The following is a 19,071-nucleotide window of genomic DNA, read 5'->3' on the forward strand; positions in this document are numbered from 1 at the left end:
GCTGAATAATGGGAGCCGGATGAGCGGAGAGGTTCATGTCCGGTTCTGCGAGGGGCTGGGGGTGCAATTCCCCGGTCTACTCACCATACGTGAGATACTTAACCGGTTAAGGGAGTTGGTACCGGAGGAAACACTCCGCGGCAAGTACATAAGGCAGGTAGAGGTACTGTCGCAGCTGAGGAATTTGCAGGAAAACATTTATAAGGAGGCAGAGGCAATGGCACTGGTATATGACTTAGAACGCGATATAAGATTCAAACAGGGGCGTGAGCAGGGGATAATTTTGGGCAAGCTGGAAGGTCTGCTTGAGGGAATAGAAGGGATGCTTGAACTTAAATATGGTTCAGACGGGCTTGAGCTGATGGGTATCGTTAGAGCTGTTGATAATATAGATAAATTAGAGGAGATGAAAAATTTTATCAAAAAAGCTGGTTCACTGGATGAGCTGAAGGTGTTTTGTGGAATTCGGCATCCTTAACCATCTGTCATTATCATAGTGTATAGGCGCTGTACACCGTTGATTTTTATATGGCTGATGGGTTAGGCTACCCTGATATTTGAATAATAATTAGGAGGTTAATTACACATGCCTGTTGAGAATCTTGAGTTTAAAACAGAGATAAACCAGCTCCTCAATCTTATGATTCACTCCTTGTATTCTCACAAGGAGATTTTCCTCAGAGAACTACTCTCAAACGCCTCAGACGCCATCGATAAGGCCAGATATGAGGCCCTTGTCAACAGCGACGCCCTTACGGACATGGGTGACTGGAAGATTAAAATCACTGCTGATAAAGACGCCGGTACGCTTACCATCAGCGACAACGGTATCGGTATGACTAAAGAACAAATAATCACAGAGCTTGGCACTATCGCCCACTCAGGGACGCTTGATTTTATGCGTGCCCTCAAAGAAAAAGGTGATATTAATCTTATCGGGCAATTCGGCGTTGGGTTTTATTCGTCTTTCATGGTTGCTGACAAAGTAACAGTCGTAACCAAAAGCGTTAAGGGCGAACCGGCCGTTAAATGGGAATCCGAGGCTAAAGGCTCATTTACGGTAGATGACGCGCAGAAGCAGACACGGGGAACAGACGTAATCCTGCATATCAAAGAAGATGAAAAAAAATACCTCGAACACTGGGAAATCAGCTCTATTGTTAAGAAATACTCTGATTACATCGAATACCCCATAGTTATGGACGTAGAGCGTGAAGAAGACAGCGCCCTTGACAAGGGTACTAAGGTAAAGCTGATAAAAGAAGAGACACTCAACTCCCAAAAGGCCATCTGGCTTAAGGATAAATCAGAGATAACCCCTGAGCAGTATAACGAGTTCTACAAGCACGTATCACGCGATTTTACCGACCCGCTCAGCGTTATCCATTTTAAGGCCGAGGGCACATCAGAGTTCACTGCACTGATATATATACCATCGCAGGTGCCGATGGATATCTTTTATGAACAGTTTAAGATAGGCCCGGTACTCTATGTAAAAAGGGTTCAGATTATGGACCACTGCGAGGAGCTTGTGCCGAAATATCTGCGGTTTGTCAAAGGTGTCGTCGACTCATCGGACTTACCGTTAAACGTATCGAGAGAGATACTTCAGAACAACCCTCACGTCAGCGTGATTAATAAAAATATCACAAAGAAAGTCCTCGACACACTTGCTGATATGAAGCAAAATGATATTGGAAAATACAGGAAATTCTACTTAGAACTTGGCAAGGTACTCAAAGAGGGCGTACATTTCGATTTCCAGAGGCGTGAGACGATTGCCGACTTGCTGCTGTTCCGCTCCACTAAAACTGGCAAAGACTCATACACTACACTCAAGGAATACGTAGATACAATGAGAGAGGGTCAGGAGGAGATATTCTACATCACCGGCGCATCATATGAAGAGGCAGCACAATCACCTCACCTTGAGAAGTTCAACGACAAGGGATATGAAGTCCTATTTATGCTTGATGAGATAGACGACATCATCTTTGGCTATTTCGAGTACAAGGGCAAGCGCCTGAAGTCAGTAATTAAGGGCAGCTTCGACCTTGATAAACAAGATGAGAAGAAAAAAGAGGAAGAGGGCCATAAATACGAAAAGCTGCTCTCGCAAATAAAAAACCGCCTGAAAGACGATGTAAAAGAGGTGCGCCTCTCAGGAAGACTAAAGCAGTCGCCCTGCTGTCTGGTCTCAGACGAGGGGGCTATTGACCCAGCGATGGAGCGGATGCTGCGGTCAATGGGCAAAGACGTCCCAAAAAATTTACGAATACTGGAGATAAATCCAGACCATCCGCTGATAGAGACACTAAGTGGCGTTATAGAAAAAGACACCAGCGCAGCAGACGCTGTCCTTGACCTGCTCTATGAACAGGCCCTGGTGCTTGACGGCAATAAACCCAAAGACCCGGCACTGTTTGCTAAGAAGTTGACGGAGCTGATGCTTGAGTCTCTGAGGCGCTCGGCATAGGCCAAACTTACTTGAACCCTGGTGTATCGGTGGTATCGGTGGTATCGCTGTGTAGCGGTATATTTTTTGCCAAAATTTGACGCGGCATGTGGTTTTGCAAATATATCGCTTGCCTATTAGTGAAATATTAATTTATAATTGCTGTTTAGCTTGAGCTTTAGCGAAGTGGATTTATAAGAAAGAGGAGGTATTGTAATGCCAAAATTAAAGACGCACAGGGGAGCCGAGAAACGCTTTAAAAAGACCGGCACCGGTAAGATAAAAAGAAACAGGGCCTACAAGAGCCATATGATGACCGGTAAACCATCGAACAGGACGCGCAGACTGAGAACCTCCACCACTGTGGACGCCACTCAGCAAAGAAACATATCAAGGCTTATCCCGTTTGTGTAAAGATGTTGACGTTGTGAAGTAAAAAAATGTGAAGTAAAAAAAATATGCCGGGCAGCCCGGTTTTGGAGGTTTAAAGCAATGCCTAGAGCAAAGGGTGGATTCAAGACACGAAGAAGAAGGAAAAAGATACTAAGAAAGGCGCGCGGCTACTATGGCGGCAGGAGTAAGCTCTTCAGAGTTGCCTCAGAAGCGGTAGACCATGCCCTCCTGCACGCATATGATGACAGGAAGAACAAAAAGCGTGACTTCAGACGCCTCTGGATAATCAGGATTAATGCGGCAGCCCGTGCCGCTGGCCTTACGTACAGCCGCTTCATGCAGGGCCTTAAAACAGCGGGTATTATTCTTGACAGAAGGGCGCTTGCCGAGTTGGCCGTAAGCAATATCACGCAGTTTAACCAATTGGCAGAAAGCGTAAAACAACAGACGGCGTGACGGCAACGCTTGAGACTTTCTCAAAAGAGCTTGAGGCGGTGACTACAACAGCCGCCTTGCGCGAGCTTCGCTCGAAATATACAGGGAAAAAGGGTATCCTAACAGAACAGTTGAAGAAACTCCCTGCCCTTGCCCCCCACGAAAGGGCAGCCTTCGGAAAGCAGATAAACGACGACAAGGTATATATCGAAGAAAGACTTAAAGAATACGAAAAACAGCTTATCTCAAAAGAAATAAAGGCAAAACTCTCCAGCGCCCCCCTGGATATAACGCTGCCGGGCTGCTACAAAAAACCAGGAGGCAGACACCCTGTAACTATCGTGCTTGCAGAAATAACAGATATATTTGTCTCAATGGGATTCACCATAGAAGAAGGCCCTGAGGTTGAGAGTGATTATTATAATTTCGAGGCATTAAACATTCCCCGAAACCACCCGGCGCGCGATATGCAAGATACATTTTATATTGAAACCACTGACGACGGGCAATCTGGTGACAACTCCTTCGTCCTGAGAACTCATACCTCGCCCGTGCAGATTCGGGTTATGCAAGACCGCCGCCCACCGCTTAGATTTATCGCCCCCGGGAAGGTCTACCGCTGTGATTCAGACATATCACATTCGCCGATGTTTCATCAGGTTGAGGGGCTTGTGGTGGACAGGAACATATCGTTTTCAAATTTAAAGGGGCTGCTTGAGGGGTTTTTAAAGAAGGTGTTTGGCCCTGAGGTGCCGGTGCGCCTGCGCCCGAGTTTTTTTCCATTTACAGAGCCGTCGGCAGAGGTAGACATGGGCTGCTATTTTTGTAAGGGCAGCGGCTGCAGGGTATGCAAAGGCACGGGCTGGATAGAAATAATGGGTGCGGGGATGGTTGACCCGCGGGTCTTCAGAAATGTCGGCTATGATACGGACACATACAGCGGGTTTGCATTTGGCATGGGGATAGAGCGCATCGCATCTTTAAAATATGGCATCGACGACATAAGGCTCTACTATGAAGGCGACCTAAGATTTCTGCGGCAGTTTTAATATGCTTATATCATATAATTGGCTCAAAGAATATATTGACTTTAACTCATCCCCTGAAGATGTTGCCGATTTATTGACGATGTCCGGCCTTGAGGTTGAATCCTATAAAAAACAAGAAGACGGCGACGTTATATTAGAGCTAAACATCACTCCAAACAGGGCAGACTGCCTTAGCGTTACAGGGGTTGCACGTGATGTCTCAGCCGTACTCAAAAAGAGATTAATACTTCCAGAAATAAAAGATTTTTATAACACTGTCGGCGCTAATCGATTCAAGGTTGAAATACTAGATACAAATCTCTGCCACAGGTACTGCGGCATTGTAATACACGGAGTAAAGACAGCCCTAGCACCTGAGTGGATGGCACAAAGGCTTCAGGCCTCGGGCATAAGACCAATAAATAATATTGTTGACATAACGAATTATGTACTCATGGAATATGGTCAGCCACTTCATGCCTTTGATCTGTCGAAACTAAAAGGAGACAGGATTATTGTCAGAAGAGCTGAGAGACCAGAGCTTATAACAACACTTGACGCAGTTCAAAGGACAGTACCGGCAGGTACATTGCTGATATGTGACGCTGAAGGGCCAGTGGCCCTGGCCGGTGTAATGGGCGGTGAAGGCACAGCCGTTACTGCAGCCACAACGGACATACTGTTAGAGAGCGCGTGGTTTGACCCTGCGTCAATACGCATAACATCAAAACAAACAGCGCTGCGCTCAGAGTCATCGTTCAGATTCGAAAGGCAGACAGACATCAATGGGGTTAAAAATGCAGCGCTACGGGCAGCTTCTTTAATATTGGCACACTGCGGGGGGCGCGTCTCAGAGGTTGTTGACAATTATCCAACACCATACAGTGCGCCGCAAATCCCCCTGAGCCACAAGAGGGTACAGAGCTTCTTAGGTGTGCAAATAGCAGAAGATGAAATAGATGGAATCCTGAGCCGCCTTGAATTTAAGGTAGAAAGACAAGACGGTAACGATATAGTCAGCCCGCCGTCTTTCAGAAGTGACATAGAGCTGGAGGCCGACCTGATTGAAGAGATAGCACGCATCTACGGCTATAACAACATACCTTCGGTAATGCCCGAGGTGTCACTTGCCATTAATAATGTGAGCGATAAACATAGCAAGCTCTCTGAACTAAGACAGGCTCTGAGATACGCCGGGTTTACAGAGACCATAAATTATAGTTTTACGACGAAAGAGGACTTCGCTCTGCTTGACATCACAGCGGGCGACGAAAGAAGAAACTCTGTAACCGTAAAAAACCCCTTGCAAAAGGATTACAATATTCTAAGAACGTCTCTCCTGCCATCGCTGCTTAAAAATATGAAATATAATATTTCCTTTGGCGCCAAAGAGGTTAGCATTTATGAGATAAGCACGGTGTTTTTTGATACAGGGAAGGGATTTCCACAAGAGAGCCTGAAGCTTGCCGTACTGTCATACTCCAGTGGAGAAAAAAAACTTTACACTGAGCCAGCCGCACATTTTTACCGTATAAAGGGTCTGCTTGAGCCAATTTTGTCGAGCCTGAGATGTGTAAACTATGAATTGAGACAATCGAACGAAGGGTTTTTAGAGAACGGCCAATCGGCAGTTTTACTTATTGGCGGTGATAGTGCGGGATTTTTAGGACTGCTCTCCTCTGAGACTGTGGCAAGGCTTGACATTAAAGCTGGCAGGCCGGAGATAGGGCTAATAGAGATATATCTCGATAGGATAATCACTCCTCAGAAAGTGTCGTTAGGGTATAAGCCGTTTCTTAAGTACCCTTCGATTGAGAGGGATTTGGCAATAGTTGTGAATGAGACTTGTCAATCATGTGACATTGTTAATCTTATAAAAAATGAGCTATCAGACCCGGAACATCTTATCGAATCAGTAGAAATCTTCGACCACTACAAGGGGAAGAATATCCCTGAAGGCAAGAAGAGCATAGCCTATCATATAGTTTACAGGTCGGCGACACAGACACTGCTGGAGAGTGAAATAGACACCCTTCACGCTGAAATAGTGAACCATATAATAACAAAAACGGGCGGCTCACTGAGGGCATAGGCGCCTGGGATTAACAGAATATGAACAGAAAATGAGACTAATATGAAAATAGACCTGACCAGTTTTTCTATAGTAGTGCTGGCAAAGGCACACAATCCAACCATATTAAACCCGGACTTTCTGAGGATCAATGGCATAGTGGACCAGAGCTATACACCGTTTGACGTGCTGTGTACAACACCTGCCGCACATGTCTTTTATAAAGAGTCACTGTCTGTTGTAGCCGAGTTTGAGAGGCTTCAGTTTATAGATGAGGACAAGGTGAGAATCCCATATGATTCGCCGATACCGTATATAGCGATAAAATATATGGATGTGCTTCCACATGTTAGTTACATGGCATCGGGGATTAACTTTGTCGGGCATTATGTGTTTCCGAGCAAGGAAATCGCGTCGTTTTTTATCTCTAACACATTTATTAAAAATGGGTCATGGAGTGCCATTAATGGGCAAAGGCCGGATGTAGGAGTTAAGTTTTCATATACCGTAAATGAAGTCCTCTGCAATATATCAATTGAGACGGCAGAGATAGCGCCAGCGACAATCGGCACAGACCGCGCTGAAGGTGGGCAGGGTGATGTCATGATGGAAGAACTTCCGGTGCTTAACCCCATAGTCCTTGTCAAGGCAAATTACCATTTGGCTGCAAAGGAAGCCGATAACAAGCGAATAAAGAAATTTATAACCAGGTGGTACAGCTATTTTGAGGAGTTTCATAATTTTTTAGTAGGGGTTTTCCCAACTGATTGAGGCAGTGTTTTGGTGAGGCAATAGACAAAGCCTTAAGAGTGGTGGTAACATATTGTCATGGAAACTGTCGATTTAGATTTAACAGAAATCATTAACGGCGAGGAAGTTATGGGGCCTAGTCCATTTGGCAGGCATCAAGACGTGGCAGCTAACTTGTATGATATTTTACGTCAGCACGTTAAGAAACATAGTTTGGGAAAATTATTTTTTTCACCCCTTGACGTAATCTTTGAGGAAGGAATTAACAGGCTTCAACCAGATATATTGTTCATCAGCAAAGAAAACAAGGAAATCTTCCAGGATTGGATAAGAGGTGTGCCGGATATGGTATGTGAGATTATATCCCCGGGTAGTTACGAAAAAGATACCGAAGTAAAAAAGGCTATCTATGAGAGATACAGGGTACCTGAATATTGGGTAGTCATACCTGAACTGCAAACGGTTGAGGTTTTAATTATAGAAAATGATAGGTATAAGAAATACTGTACTGCTGAGATTGAAGGCATGGTTAGGTCTAAGGTCATAGAAGGGCTGCAAGTTAACATTAAGGACATATTCGATCAGGCTTGGTAAACATTTGCAAAAACACCGTCCAAATCTGCCCCCCAATCTGTTCCGTTGTCCCATATCAATATCCAAGCTGTTAAATGAAACACCTTAATTTGAATCCAGTAAAAACATGCTCATAAATAACAGTTATTACTATTTTTTTAGATTACTTATAAACTCATGTCTTGTAAACAGATATTGTCTTAATATACAATAGATAAATGGCAAAACAAACTAAAAAAACAAACGGAGCAAATGTCGGATTTGAGGAAACACTCTGGTCAGCCGCCGACAAGATGCGCAACAACATGGATTCGGCAGAGTATAAGCATGTTGTACTTGGTCTTATTTTCCTGAAATACATATCAGACTCTTTCGCAGAGGTATATGACAAAATCAAGTCCGACCCTGAATATTATGACGGTCAAGAGGAAGACAGAGACGCATATCTGGCAGAAGGCGTATTTTGGGTTCCGCAAGAAGCGCGGTGGGATTATCTGAAAGCCAACGCTAAAAAATCGGAAATCGGCAAAATGATTGACGATGCTATGATTGCCATAGAGAAAGACAACCCAAGCCTGAAAGGAGTATTAGCGAAAAACTATGCCCGACCCGATCTTGATAAAATCAGGCTGGGAGAACTTATCGACCTTATCAGCACAATCGGTCTTGGCGATAAAGAAAGCCGAACTAAAGATGTGCTTGGCCGGGTGTATGAATACTTTCTTGGCCGTTTTGCCTCAGCCGAGGGCAAGGGTGGCGGGCAATTTTATACTCCTCAATGCGTGGTCAAGCTGCTTACAGAAATGATTGAGCCATACAAAGGTCGTGTTTATGATCCGTGCTGCGGTTCTGGAGGAATGTTTGTGCAAAGTGAAAAGTTCATAGAATCTCACGGTGGGCATACTCACGACCTGGCAATTTATGGTCAGGAATCAAACCCGACGACTTGGCGTTTAGCAAAAATGAATCTGGCTATACGAGGGATTGAAGCCAATCTTGGAGAAAAGAACGCAGATACTTTTCACAGCGATTTACACAAAGATTTGAAGGCTGATTTTATTTTGGCAAATCCTCCATTTAACGATAGCGACTGGAACGGTCAGTTACTAAAAGATGACATTCGCTGGAAATATGGCATACCTCCGGCTGGCAATGCCAATTACGCGTGGATTCAGCACATGATTTATCATCTCTCGCCAACAGGCATAGCAGGATTTGTCTTGGCTAACGGTTCGCTTTCAACTAATACTTCCGGCGAAGGCGAAATAAGAAAGAAGCTCATTGAGGCCGGACTTGTGGACTGCATCATTGCCCTTCCGGGTCAGCTATTCTATACGACGCAGATCCCAGCTTGTCTTTGGTTTGTATCGCGTGATCGTTATGACCACAAGCTGAGGAATCGTCACGATGAGATACTTTTCATAGATGCGCGCAAGATGGGAACGATGGTGAGCCGAAAGAACCGCGAGCTAACCGATGAAAATATTAAGAAAATATCTGGAGTGTATCACGCATGGCGAACGATTAAGGGCAAATACGAAAATGTAAAAGGTTTCTGTAAAGCGGCTAAGATTAGCGAGGTTGAAAGCTCTGGATATGTTCTTACCCCAGGCAGATATGTCGGCAGTGATTATATTGAGGAAGACGATGAAGTATTTGAGGAGAAAATGAGCCGGATCACAAAAGAGCTTTCCGTTCAGTTCAAGCAGTCAAGGGAGCTGGAGGAAAGGATAAGAAAGAATCTCGCTGGTATTGGGTTTGAGATTGAATAATATGCCGGGCGGAATAATAAAAACCTTATTGATGAACCATCTCTCAGAGCGAGATAAAACATCCAAAAAGTGTTATTTGGAGATGTATGTAAAATCACTAAATGAGGCAAAAAAACTACTAAATGAATCAGAAATATTATTGACTAATGGCGCATATCAAAGATCATATTTTATTGCTTTTGCAGCCCTTGAAGAAATATCTAAATCACAATTAGCAGCTGATGTTTATACTGGTTTTATTCAAGAAAAAGAATTTAAAGATGTATATAAAAACCATAAAAAGAAAATAGATAGAGTGAAGTGGATTCAAAGAGATGGTAATTCGTACCCATATTCTCGATGGGACAATATAAGAATTGATGATTTTGATTTTAATAAAAAATTGCAATCTTTATATGTTGATGTTGATTTTAATAGAGAATTTGTGTTATCACCATCAGATTCTATCTCGAAAGATGATTCTGAAAAGCTGATCAAGGCAGTAAAGGTTGGTTTGTCTCAAATACATTTCATTACCGAAGTACTCGGCGAGCAAATAGGCACAAAAGGATTTATGAAATAGTAATATGGCCAATTATCTATCACGATTTAAAGAAACTGAAATCGGACTTATTCCAGACGATTGGGATGTGAAGCCCGCTGATCTCATAATAGATATTTTTGGAGGAGGAACACCAAAAACTACTGTGGATGAATATTGGGGTGGCAATATTCCATGGTTGTCCGTCGTAGATTTTGGAGACGACAGCAGATATGTTTATCAAACTGAAAAAAAAATTACTTTTGCTGGTCTTGAGAATAGCAGTGCGAAAATTTTAGACAAAGGAATGTTAGTAATATCTGCCCGTGGGACAGTAGGAGAGCTAGCTCAGCTTGAAGTACCAATGGCCTTTAATCAATCGTGTTACGGATTAAAGGCTAAGAATGGCATATCTAATGATTATCTATATTATGTTTTAAAGCAATCAGTATATGATTTTAAACAGAAGTCACATGGGGCTATTTTTGACACAATTACTCGCGATACTTTCAAAAATATTTATGTTCCCATCCCTACTCTGAAAGAGCAGCTACAAATTGCTGAAATCCTTTCCTCTCTTGATGATAAGATTGAACTTAATCGTAAGATAACCGCTAATCTTGAAATTTTAGCAAGTGCGCTATTCAAGAAATGGTTTATAGATATTGGAGATGAATTGCCGGAGGGGTGGAGGCATGGGATGATGAGTGATATTTGTTCATTTAATCCTGCTTATTCATTAAAAAGAACACAAACTGCACCTTATGCTGAGATGAAGGATTTGCCAGACTTGGGGGCAAGCATTAAGAGTTTTATTTATCGAGATTTTACGTCTGGTTCAAAATTCACCAATGGGGACACCCTATTAGCAAGAATAACCCCATGCTTAGAGAACGGGAAAACAGGTTTCGTTAATTTTTTGTCTGACAATGAAGTTGGATGGGGCTCCACTGAATTTATTGTAATGCATCCACGTGAAAAAGAATTCTCTGAATTCATATATTTTATTGCACGAACAGAAAGTTTTAGAGAGCACGCAATTCAGTCAATGAGTGGCACATCAGGAAGACAACGGGTGCAAGTTAATAGCCTGATAAAATATCCTGTTGTTATACCATCGGAGAATATGATTAGTAGATTTCATATGTTCACAAAAATATTTTTTGATCAAATTGTATTTAACTATAATCAGACACAAACCCTAATCCAGATCAGAGACTCCCTGTTGCCTCGTTTAATGAGCGGGAAGATACGGGTGAAATCTTAATCAATATGTTTATTAAGAAAATACTAATAAAGAATTTTCGCTTATTCCCAAGCACGGCTAATTTGGATATGATTGACTATTTGAACTCAGGGAACAGGCAAAAATTAAAAACAGAATCGTGAGAATAATGACCAAACTCAAGGAGAAAAGAATGTTCCATTATAGATATTTAATAGAAATAAAGTTCACCATCCAGAAAATAAGACGATGCAGGGCTCTAATTACACACCCGATGAGCTAAAACAATCAATTGATTGTATGATAAAGATAATAAAAAATCCTATATGACCCACACAAAATTCATAGAATCAGACTTAGAACAAGCAACCCTTGAATGGCTTGAAGAGCTTGGCTATTCTATTGCTTTCGGCCCGGACTTCGCGCCTGATGGCAAGGCCACTGAGCGTAAGTCATACAGGGATGTGGTTTTAGCTGACCGCTTACGTTCCACTATTAGCCTAATCAACCCCAATATCCCAAGTGATGCAAAGGAAGAAGCCATTAAGAAAGTTGTTAATGTCGCATACTCCAGTCCTAATCTCTTGATTACCAATCAAGCATTCCATAAGATGCTTGTTGAGGGCGTGGATGTTGAATATCGCCGGAAGGACGGAACGATTGCGGGTGATAAGGTCTATCTTTTCGATTCCAGGAAATTAGACAATAACGACTGGCTGGCGGTTAATCAATATACGGTTATCGAAAATAACCACAATCGGCGGCCTGATATTGTGATTTTTTTAAATGGCCTTCCGATAGCAGTCTTTGAATTGAAGAACCCAGCGGATGCCAACGCCACAATTAAAGGCGCTTTTAATCAGATTCAAACCTATAAGTCAGAGATTCCGTCTTTGTTTACCTTCAATGAAATCTGCGTTTTGATAGATCACATCAAGAACGCCTTAGCTGGAACCATTTCGTCCGACACTGACCGTTTTGTTGGCTGGAAAAGCGTTGACGGCAAGAAAATTGCCAAAGCAAATGACCTGAAAACTCTGATTGAGGGCATCTTCACAAAAGAAAAGCTCTTGGACATCATCAGATATTTTATTGTATTTGAGAGTGAGAAGGACTCTAACATCAATAAAATCATCAAAAAGCTGGCGGCCTATCACCAGTATTTTGCGGTTAATAATGCCGTGGAAAAGACAAGGACAGCAGCTTCTCTTAAGGGGGATCGCCGCGCCGGTGTTGTCTGGCATACACAAGGCTCCGGCAAATCTTTGTCGATGGTTTTTTATGCGGGTAAGATTATTCAGGTCTTGGACAATCCAACCGTGGTTTTGCTTACCGACCGCAATGATTTAGACGGCCAGTTATTCGGCGTATTTTCCAATTGCAGCGACATAATCCGGCAGATACCCAAACAGGCGCAGGACAGGGCTGATCTTAAAAAATTACTGTCAGTTGCGTCCGGCGGTGTTATATTTACAACAATTCAAAAGTTTTTGCCGGAGAATAAGGGCGACAAGTACCCGATGTTGTCAGACAGACGAAATATAGTTGTGATTGCTGATGAGGCTCACCGCAGCCAGTATGACTTTATAGACGGCTTTGCCCGTCATATGCACGACGCATTACCGAAGGCAACCTTTATTGGTTTTACTGGCACGCCGATTGAACTTACAGATAAAAATACCAGAGCCGTGTTTGGGGAATACATTGATGTCTATGACATCATGCGGGCTGTTGAGGATAAGGCGACCGTGCCTATTTATTACGAGGCGCGCCTGGCAAAGATTGAACTGTTAAAAGAAGTGACTCCAAAGATTGACGCTGAATTTGAGGAATTGACCGAAGGCGAAGAAATAGAAAAGAAGGAAAAGCTCAAGAGTAAATGGGCGCGACTGGAAGCAATGATTGGCTCGGATAAACGAATAGCCTTGATTGCCAAAGATGTGGTGGAGCACTTTGAAGCGCGCTTGAGTGTGATGGACGGCAAGGGTATGTTTGTATCTATGAGCCGCAGAATCGCGGTTGAACTCTACGACGAGATTATTAAACTGCGTCCACAGTGGCACAACGACGATATCAGAAAAGGTTTCCTTAAAGTTGTTATGACCGGCGCGGCCAGCGATCCGGCGAATTATCAGCGGCACATTCACACCAAAGAGGAACGCGATTTATTGGCTGATCGAATAAAGAATCCGAAAGACGAACTTAAATTAGTTATTGTGCGCGATATGTGGCTGACAGGTTTTGACGTGCCATCGCTGCACACAATGTATATCGACAAGCCAATGCGCGGGCATGGACTGATGCAGGCTATCGCACGTGTAAATCGGGTCTATAAGGATAAGCCAGGCGGGCTAATCGTTGACTATCTTGGCATTGCCCCGTCTCTTAAAGAGGCCCTTGCATATTATACCCAAGAGGGTAAAGAAACACCGACTGTTAAACAGGAAGAAGCTGTCAACATTATGCTGGAAAAATACGAATTGGTTAGGGCGATGTATCATGGCTTTGATTATTCCGGCTTCTTTACTGACAAGACCAAAGACAAAGCAGAGATTGCAGGAAAAGCTATGGATCATATTTTGGAATCGGAAAATGGCAAAAAGCGCTATTTGCAGTCTGTTTCCGAACTATCTCAGGCTTTTGCGCTATCTGTGCCAAGCGAAGAGGCGCTGAGAATTCGTGACGATGTGGCTTTTTTCCAAACTGTCCGCGCGTTCATTACCAAGTTTGAACAGACTGGCGGACTTGGCGGGCCGACAATGGAAGATTACGATCAAGCGATCAAGCAAATCGTTTCTAATGCTGTTACATCGGATAAGGTGATCAACATATTCGATGCAGCCGGACTCAGGAATCCAAATATTGCGGTTCTGTCCGATGAGTTTCTGCAAGAAGTACAGGGATTGGAACGTAAGAATGTTGCGCTGGAAGTCTTGAAACGGCTGTTGAATGACGAAATCCGAACTATGGAAAAGAAGTTTTTGGTTAAGTCGCGGTCATTTTCCAAGATGCTGGAAGAGACTATCAGGAAATACCAAAATCAGACGATAGAAACGGCTCAAGTGATTGCCGAGTTAGTGGAACTGGCAAGGAAAATCAGAGAGGAAAAGAATCGCGGAGCAAATCTTAACCTGACAGATGATGAGCTGGCGTTTTATGATGCACTCAGCGCTAATGACAGCGCTGTTATGGAGCTTGGCGATGAGACCTTGAAAAAGATTGCTAAAGAACTCGTGGCAATGCTGCGTAAGAACACGGCAATTGACTGGACACTAAAGGAACAGGTCAGGGCAAAACTTCGCGTATATGTGAAGAAACTGCTTAATAAGTATAAGTATCCGCCTGACAAACAGGAAAGCGCTACTAAGACAGTTATCGAACAGGCTGAGGTTTTATGTAAGGATTGGACAGGAGAATAGACGAGTTTAAGGGGAGCATTGCGGACGTGTAGTATTAATTGGGGCAGTGGTCGTGAAGGCAAATCACCACTTGGCTGCAAAGGAAAACGACAACAGGGTCTCTCAGGATATTTTATTCAACAAAAGGGTTTTCATCATCTTCTTCAGCGGCAATGTGGGCCTCAGGATCTGTGTTTAATAACTCGCATGACCTGATTGTATTCATAGAGTATATCCCTGTCTTATATTTTGAGACATTCAGCGCTCCACCGGTATATGGACCTATATATGCCGCTGTGTGGTCAATCATTTTATTGTATATCTTCTCATCATCATAATATGATGGAAAGTCGATAATTTTGTCTTTTATCAACACGTATAAATCCCTGTGATTAAAATCGAACACACTGTATTTGTTAAAGGTTAAAATTATTATACCATCAAAATTATTCCATAGTTTGACGAACGTTTTCAGATGGAATTTTTTTAGTTGATCAATGTTTTTCAGGATAACAATGCTGAAATACGAAAACGCGTCAATTTGTATTTCATTTGTTGAGAGATTCTCACAAGGTATTACACAATACGTCTTTGTGTTAAGCCCCATATCTTCGGCTAAGAGTATTTTACCTAATATGAAGTGTGCATACGCCTCGTCTTCATAGGCAATAACCAGTCTTCTTACTGAATCTAATTCCTTGAATGGCTTAATAAACCTGCCATATTGAGGTATATCTTTTAAGGCAATATAATCGGCAAATTTAAATCCTTTCCCCGAAGGAGGAGGTTTTAAATTAGAGCTTCGCCCTAAATCCACCATTGTTCTGTTTACCTCAGAGATATAATTTGACACAAATGAGCTGATATGGCTTGAGTCCATACCTGTTATGTGAAGCCTGTCCATAAAAACTGCAATGCTTGCAGGGTCTTTTTCTATAATTGCCTGTACAGAGATGAATGTTAAAAAAGTTATGTATGCAAAACTCAGATTAAGTTTATTTACATTCACCTCGACATAGGAATCTGTCGTATATATCGGGTTTAACATCATGTGGGCAAGTATATATCCATCAAAGAGTTCTGAAAGTGTCTTTCTCGATTTTAAATTTATTCTGTTAATATTTAGCAAGTCTCTGCCGAAATCAAGTCTTTCACAAAACCTTGTCATCTCAGAGTATATTTTCTTTGGGGAGGTATAGAACTCCTTTATCTGTGGATTGTCTTCGTTTTTTTCTAATATCAGATCAATCCCCTCATACTCGACAGAGGCAAGGTTATCTACAAGCCCGGTGTTGCATTTATATCCAAAAAATGGCGCAAGAATATCGAAAAATACCTTTTTCACTACCTTCATTGATTCATAGAGACTGTTTTTCGGATGTGCCGACTCTAATGCCTCTCTGTTTGCCATTATATATCCCAATACATCTTTTTTAACTGCATCCATGCCAAGACGTTTAACAGCCTGATCAACATCCCGTAGTTCGAGTTCATCCTCTGTTTTCATTATGCCGGCCTTTGTTACTATCTCTGGTGCAAGGTTCGGGAGTTTTATAATTAAGGATTTTAATCTGTTTATATTAGTGTGCGGTGATTCAATCTCTGCCATTAGATTCAGCATGAGGCTGAATGGGTCTTTTGACATGAATCCCATTATAGTTTCTATACATATGCTTTTTAATGGATGAAAATTGCCCTCCTTGATTCGCATCATATGTCTTGAGATAAAACCGGCATCACCAAATCCACTGATAAACTCAATACCTAAAAAATCCTCGTCCTGCCAGACTATCTGTGCATTGAGCGTCATGATTCCAAGGTGAATCCTGATATTCACATAGTCGATTTGCTCAACTATAGCCTTTTTTATCCTGCACCCGGTTCTGCTTATATTGACGAGGTTTCCAACCTTGCCCTGTGAGATGGGTTTGAGTAAGTATCTGATGCTTCCCCTTTTGTTTATGTCATAGAGCATCTGAATGGGTTGCGCAGTCTTTATTATGGCTTCTTTAGGTTGTTCTTCCTTGTGCAAATACAAAAAGTCAAGAAATCCCATATTACTACCCCTCCCCTAAAAGCGTCACAATTCTATTATAACATTTACAATTCTCTATTCAGCAGAAATATACTCTCTGCAGGAGGCTTATTTTTCATCAGCCTCACGTATCTTTTTCAATGCCTCATGTATGTATTATACATTAACACTGTATAACAAGTCAACACAAATAAACCCCACATCAATGCCCCCATTGAGATTTTTCACCCAGATTAAACAGCATACGCTGTGCTGCGGATAAGGAGTGCCGTCTCAGGCTTCTTTGAGCATGTCGGGGAGCATGTCGGGCGTGAATCTTACGAGCTTGTTTCTGCCTGTTTGTTTGGCCTGGTAGAGGGCTATGTCAGCATATTTGACCGCCTCGAAGAAATTGCCGGAGTCTGTCGGGAACTCGCTGATTCCTATGCTGATTGTCTTTTTCAGGGTTGTCTGGCCTATTGGTATTTGAGTGCCTTCAATCTTTTTTCTTATGTTCTCAGCCATTGTTTCTATTGAGCCTTCGACATCGTGGAGTATCATAAGAAACTCCTCACCGCCGTATCTGACAATGATGTCCGAGTTTCTTATGCCGCCCCTTAAGACTTCAGATATGGTTTTCAACACGGTGTCTCCGGCGTCGTGTCCATATGTGTCGTTTACCTGCTTAAAGAAATCGATATCGCACATTAAAATGGCAATGGTAGTTTTTCTCCTTAACACACCGGAGACGATGATCTCAACATACTGCTCTAAATATCTTCTGTTGTTAAGCCCTGTGAGGGCATCTGTGGTGGAGAGCTCCTTGAGTTCGTTTTGCAGCTTCTTTGCCCCTATTGCAGACAGTGACGCCGCGATATAATGCAGGGCAGTGGAGATTTTTGTTGCAACCATTTTCACATCATGGCCGCTGCCCTTGTCAAAGACAAGCTGAACAACTGCCATCGATCTGCCGTGTATAAGCATAGGGACGCAGAAATATCCTTTGTCATTGGGACATAAAAACTGCCTGCAGATGTCAGCATACTCGTCAGAGGAGATATTGTGGCCTGTCTTTAGCGCCCTGCACTGACTACGGTTTGACAGTATCTCTTTGTTACATAAGATGGGGGTGTTCTGTGGTATTTTGTGAATCACTGCCAATGAGTTTTTATCCTGAACGCCGTAAATGGTGAAATTGGTTATATCAATTTTATGTTCAAGGACAACTGCAAGTCTGAAGAATACGTCATCGACTTTGGAGTCTTCCTCGATGATTTGTTTGAATGAGTTGATGTTGATAAACCAGTCGGTAAATGACTTAAACTGCCTGAAGAGTTCCCCAATCTCTCCTTTTTCACCGACATGTGAGAGTTCTGATGATATTGTAAACCCGCCTGCCGAGATTTGACGTATGTAGGAGATAATCATCTTTATAGGGTCCATTATCGAGCGGTAGAGCTTTAACAGGTAAACTGATAACAAAAACCACGCCGTAAGCAGGGAAACTAATATTGCAGCAACAGAAAACTTTATTATTCTGTACGTAAAATCATCCTTTTTCGACTGTATCAGTCTTGAATTCGCCAGTGAAAAATCACCAAGTACGACTATCATATCAGTGATTTCCTTGTCTATGGACTGTACTTTTTTGAGAATCATGTCTCTGTCAGCTTCGCCTTTTGACTCTTCAGATTTCAATGTTACCAAATGTTCAAACTGCTCGCCTAATGACAGGGCTTTCTTCTTTATTTCTGAGACGAAAAATACCCTGTCTTCAGATACCCCCACAAGTTGTATTTGGTCAAAGACATATTTAACATCGTTTGAAGAGTCCCTTACGTGACCGCCATCGGCCAATGCCTTTAGAATTCCATGAACCTCTTCAAGCCTGTTACGACCCTTTTCTATTTGCAGTTGCAATATATGGGGGTCGTTGAAGAGGGCTATGTCGCGGGCTGAGATGTTTATGCCGCGAATTTTTCTGGTGATTATCTGACCGGCCTTGTCCTGTCTGGCAATTTTTTCGATATTGGCAATGTTATAACTGAATGATATCAGATTAGATATCCCTATTGCCGCAAAGACAACAAACCACAGGAGCGTGGCGAAGTAAAACAGTAATATCCTCCATCTTACCTCTAAGTTCCTGAATGCGATGATGTCTACAAATAAATCAACAAGTCCAGAAAGCCTGTCAATCAGTCGTTTCCCATTTGCTGCCATAACTGTTACGATAAAGTATTTTCCTGCCTGTGTCAATTAGAAAAATTTCGGATAAGCTATTATTAGCCGAAAGCAATAGGATTTGCCAGACTAAAGAGGTGCTGATAAAAATATTTTATCAGTTGATAACATTTTTTTATTTGACGCGTCTGGGGTATATTTAATATCCTTTGTGTACTTTGAAGAAAGGGGTTTTAATATTTGAATCTCTCAT

General features: G+C 42.4%; 13 protein-coding genes and 1 pseudogene. 12 read left to right on the top strand and 2 right to left on the bottom strand.

Going from position 1 to position 19,071, the window contains the following annotated elements:
• From ASN18_RS03790 to ASN18_RS03845, 12 genes and pseudogenes are all read left to right on the top strand, one after another.
• Positions 1–478, top strand: a pseudogene (locus tag ASN18_RS03790) (hypothetical protein); the annotation flags it as partial.
• A 108-nt stretch (positions 479–586) separates the two neighbouring features.
• The gene (htpG, locus tag ASN18_RS03795) at positions 587–2,476 is read left to right on the top strand and encodes a molecular chaperone HtpG (protein ID WP_085051282.1); all 1,890 of its coding nucleotides are present in this window, start codon (positions 587–589) and stop codon (positions 2,474–2,476) included.
• Positions 2,477–2,671: 195 nt separating this feature from the next.
• Complete coding sequence (rpmI, locus tag ASN18_RS03800) at positions 2,672–2,869, top strand: 50S ribosomal protein L35 (protein WP_085051283.1); 198 nt, start codon at positions 2,672–2,674, stop codon at positions 2,867–2,869.
• Between the two features lie 78 nt (positions 2,870–2,947).
• Positions 2,948–3,304, top strand: a complete 357-nt coding sequence (gene rplT / locus ASN18_RS03805) for a 50S ribosomal protein L20 (protein WP_085051284.1) — start codon at positions 2,948–2,950, stop codon at positions 3,302–3,304.
• Entirely contained in the window at positions 3,301–4,332 is a 1,032-nt protein-coding gene (pheS, locus tag ASN18_RS03810; protein ID WP_157072816.1) for a phenylalanine--tRNA ligase subunit alpha, read from the top strand. The genes rplT and pheS overlap by 4 nt, the downstream gene beginning before the upstream one ends.
• A gap of 1 nt (position 4,333) precedes the next feature.
• On the top strand, positions 4,334–6,403 hold the full coding sequence (gene pheT, locus ASN18_RS03815; RefSeq protein WP_085051286.1) for a phenylalanine--tRNA ligase subunit beta: 2,070 nt from the start codon (positions 4,334–4,336) through the stop codon (positions 6,401–6,403).
• A gap of 42 nt (positions 6,404–6,445) precedes the next feature.
• Positions 6,446–7,153 (top strand): hypothetical protein, encoded by a 708-nt coding sequence (locus tag ASN18_RS03820; protein WP_085051287.1) that lies wholly within the window; start codon positions 6,446–6,448, stop codon positions 7,151–7,153.
• A 57-nt stretch (positions 7,154–7,210) separates the two neighbouring features.
• Entirely contained in the window at positions 7,211–7,726 is a 516-nt protein-coding gene (locus tag ASN18_RS03825) for a Uma2 family endonuclease (protein WP_085051288.1), read from the top strand.
• A 197-nt stretch (positions 7,727–7,923) separates the two neighbouring features.
• Positions 7,924–9,477 carry a class I SAM-dependent DNA methyltransferase gene (locus tag ASN18_RS03830; protein WP_085051289.1) on the top strand — a complete coding sequence of 518 codons (1,554 nt, stop codon included), beginning with the start codon at positions 7,924–7,926 and terminating at the stop codon, positions 9,475–9,477.
• Position 9,478: 1 nt separating this feature from the next.
• A complete protein-coding gene (locus tag ASN18_RS03835; RefSeq protein ID WP_085051290.1) occupies positions 9,479–10,039 on the top strand; it encodes an AbiV family abortive infection protein in 561 nt (186 codons plus the stop codon).
• A 4-nt stretch (positions 10,040–10,043) separates the two neighbouring features.
• Positions 10,044–11,264 (top strand): restriction endonuclease subunit S, encoded by a 1,221-nt coding sequence (locus tag ASN18_RS03840; RefSeq protein ID WP_085051291.1) that lies wholly within the window; start codon positions 10,044–10,046, stop codon positions 11,262–11,264.
• A 284-nt stretch (positions 11,265–11,548) separates the two neighbouring features.
• Positions 11,549–14,641: a type I restriction endonuclease subunit R gene (locus ASN18_RS03845; RefSeq protein ID WP_085051304.1), complete on the top strand. Its 3,093-nt coding sequence runs from the start codon at positions 11,549–11,551 to the stop codon at positions 14,639–14,641.
• Positions 14,642–14,753: 112 nt separating this feature from the next.
• On the opposite strand, the gene ASN18_RS03850 is transcribed toward ASN18_RS03845, so the two are convergent.
• Both ASN18_RS03850 and ASN18_RS03855 read right to left on the bottom strand, forming a co-directional pair.
• A complete protein-coding gene (locus ASN18_RS03850) occupies positions 14,754–16,676 on the bottom strand; it encodes a hypothetical protein (protein ID WP_085051292.1) in 1,923 nt (640 codons plus the stop codon).
• A 252-nt stretch (positions 16,677–16,928) separates the two neighbouring features.
• On the bottom strand, positions 16,929–18,857 hold the full coding sequence (locus tag ASN18_RS03855) for a GGDEF domain-containing protein (protein ID WP_085051293.1): 1,929 nt from the start codon (positions 18,855–18,857) through the stop codon (positions 16,929–16,931).
• Positions 18,858–19,071: the final 214 nt, after the last annotated feature.

Origin of the sequence: Candidatus Magnetominusculus xianensis (genome assembly GCA_001541255.1) — a bacterium.
Taxonomy (GTDB): Bacteria; Nitrospirota; Thermodesulfovibrionia; order Thermodesulfovibrionales; family Magnetobacteriaceae; genus Magnetominusculus; species Magnetominusculus xianensis.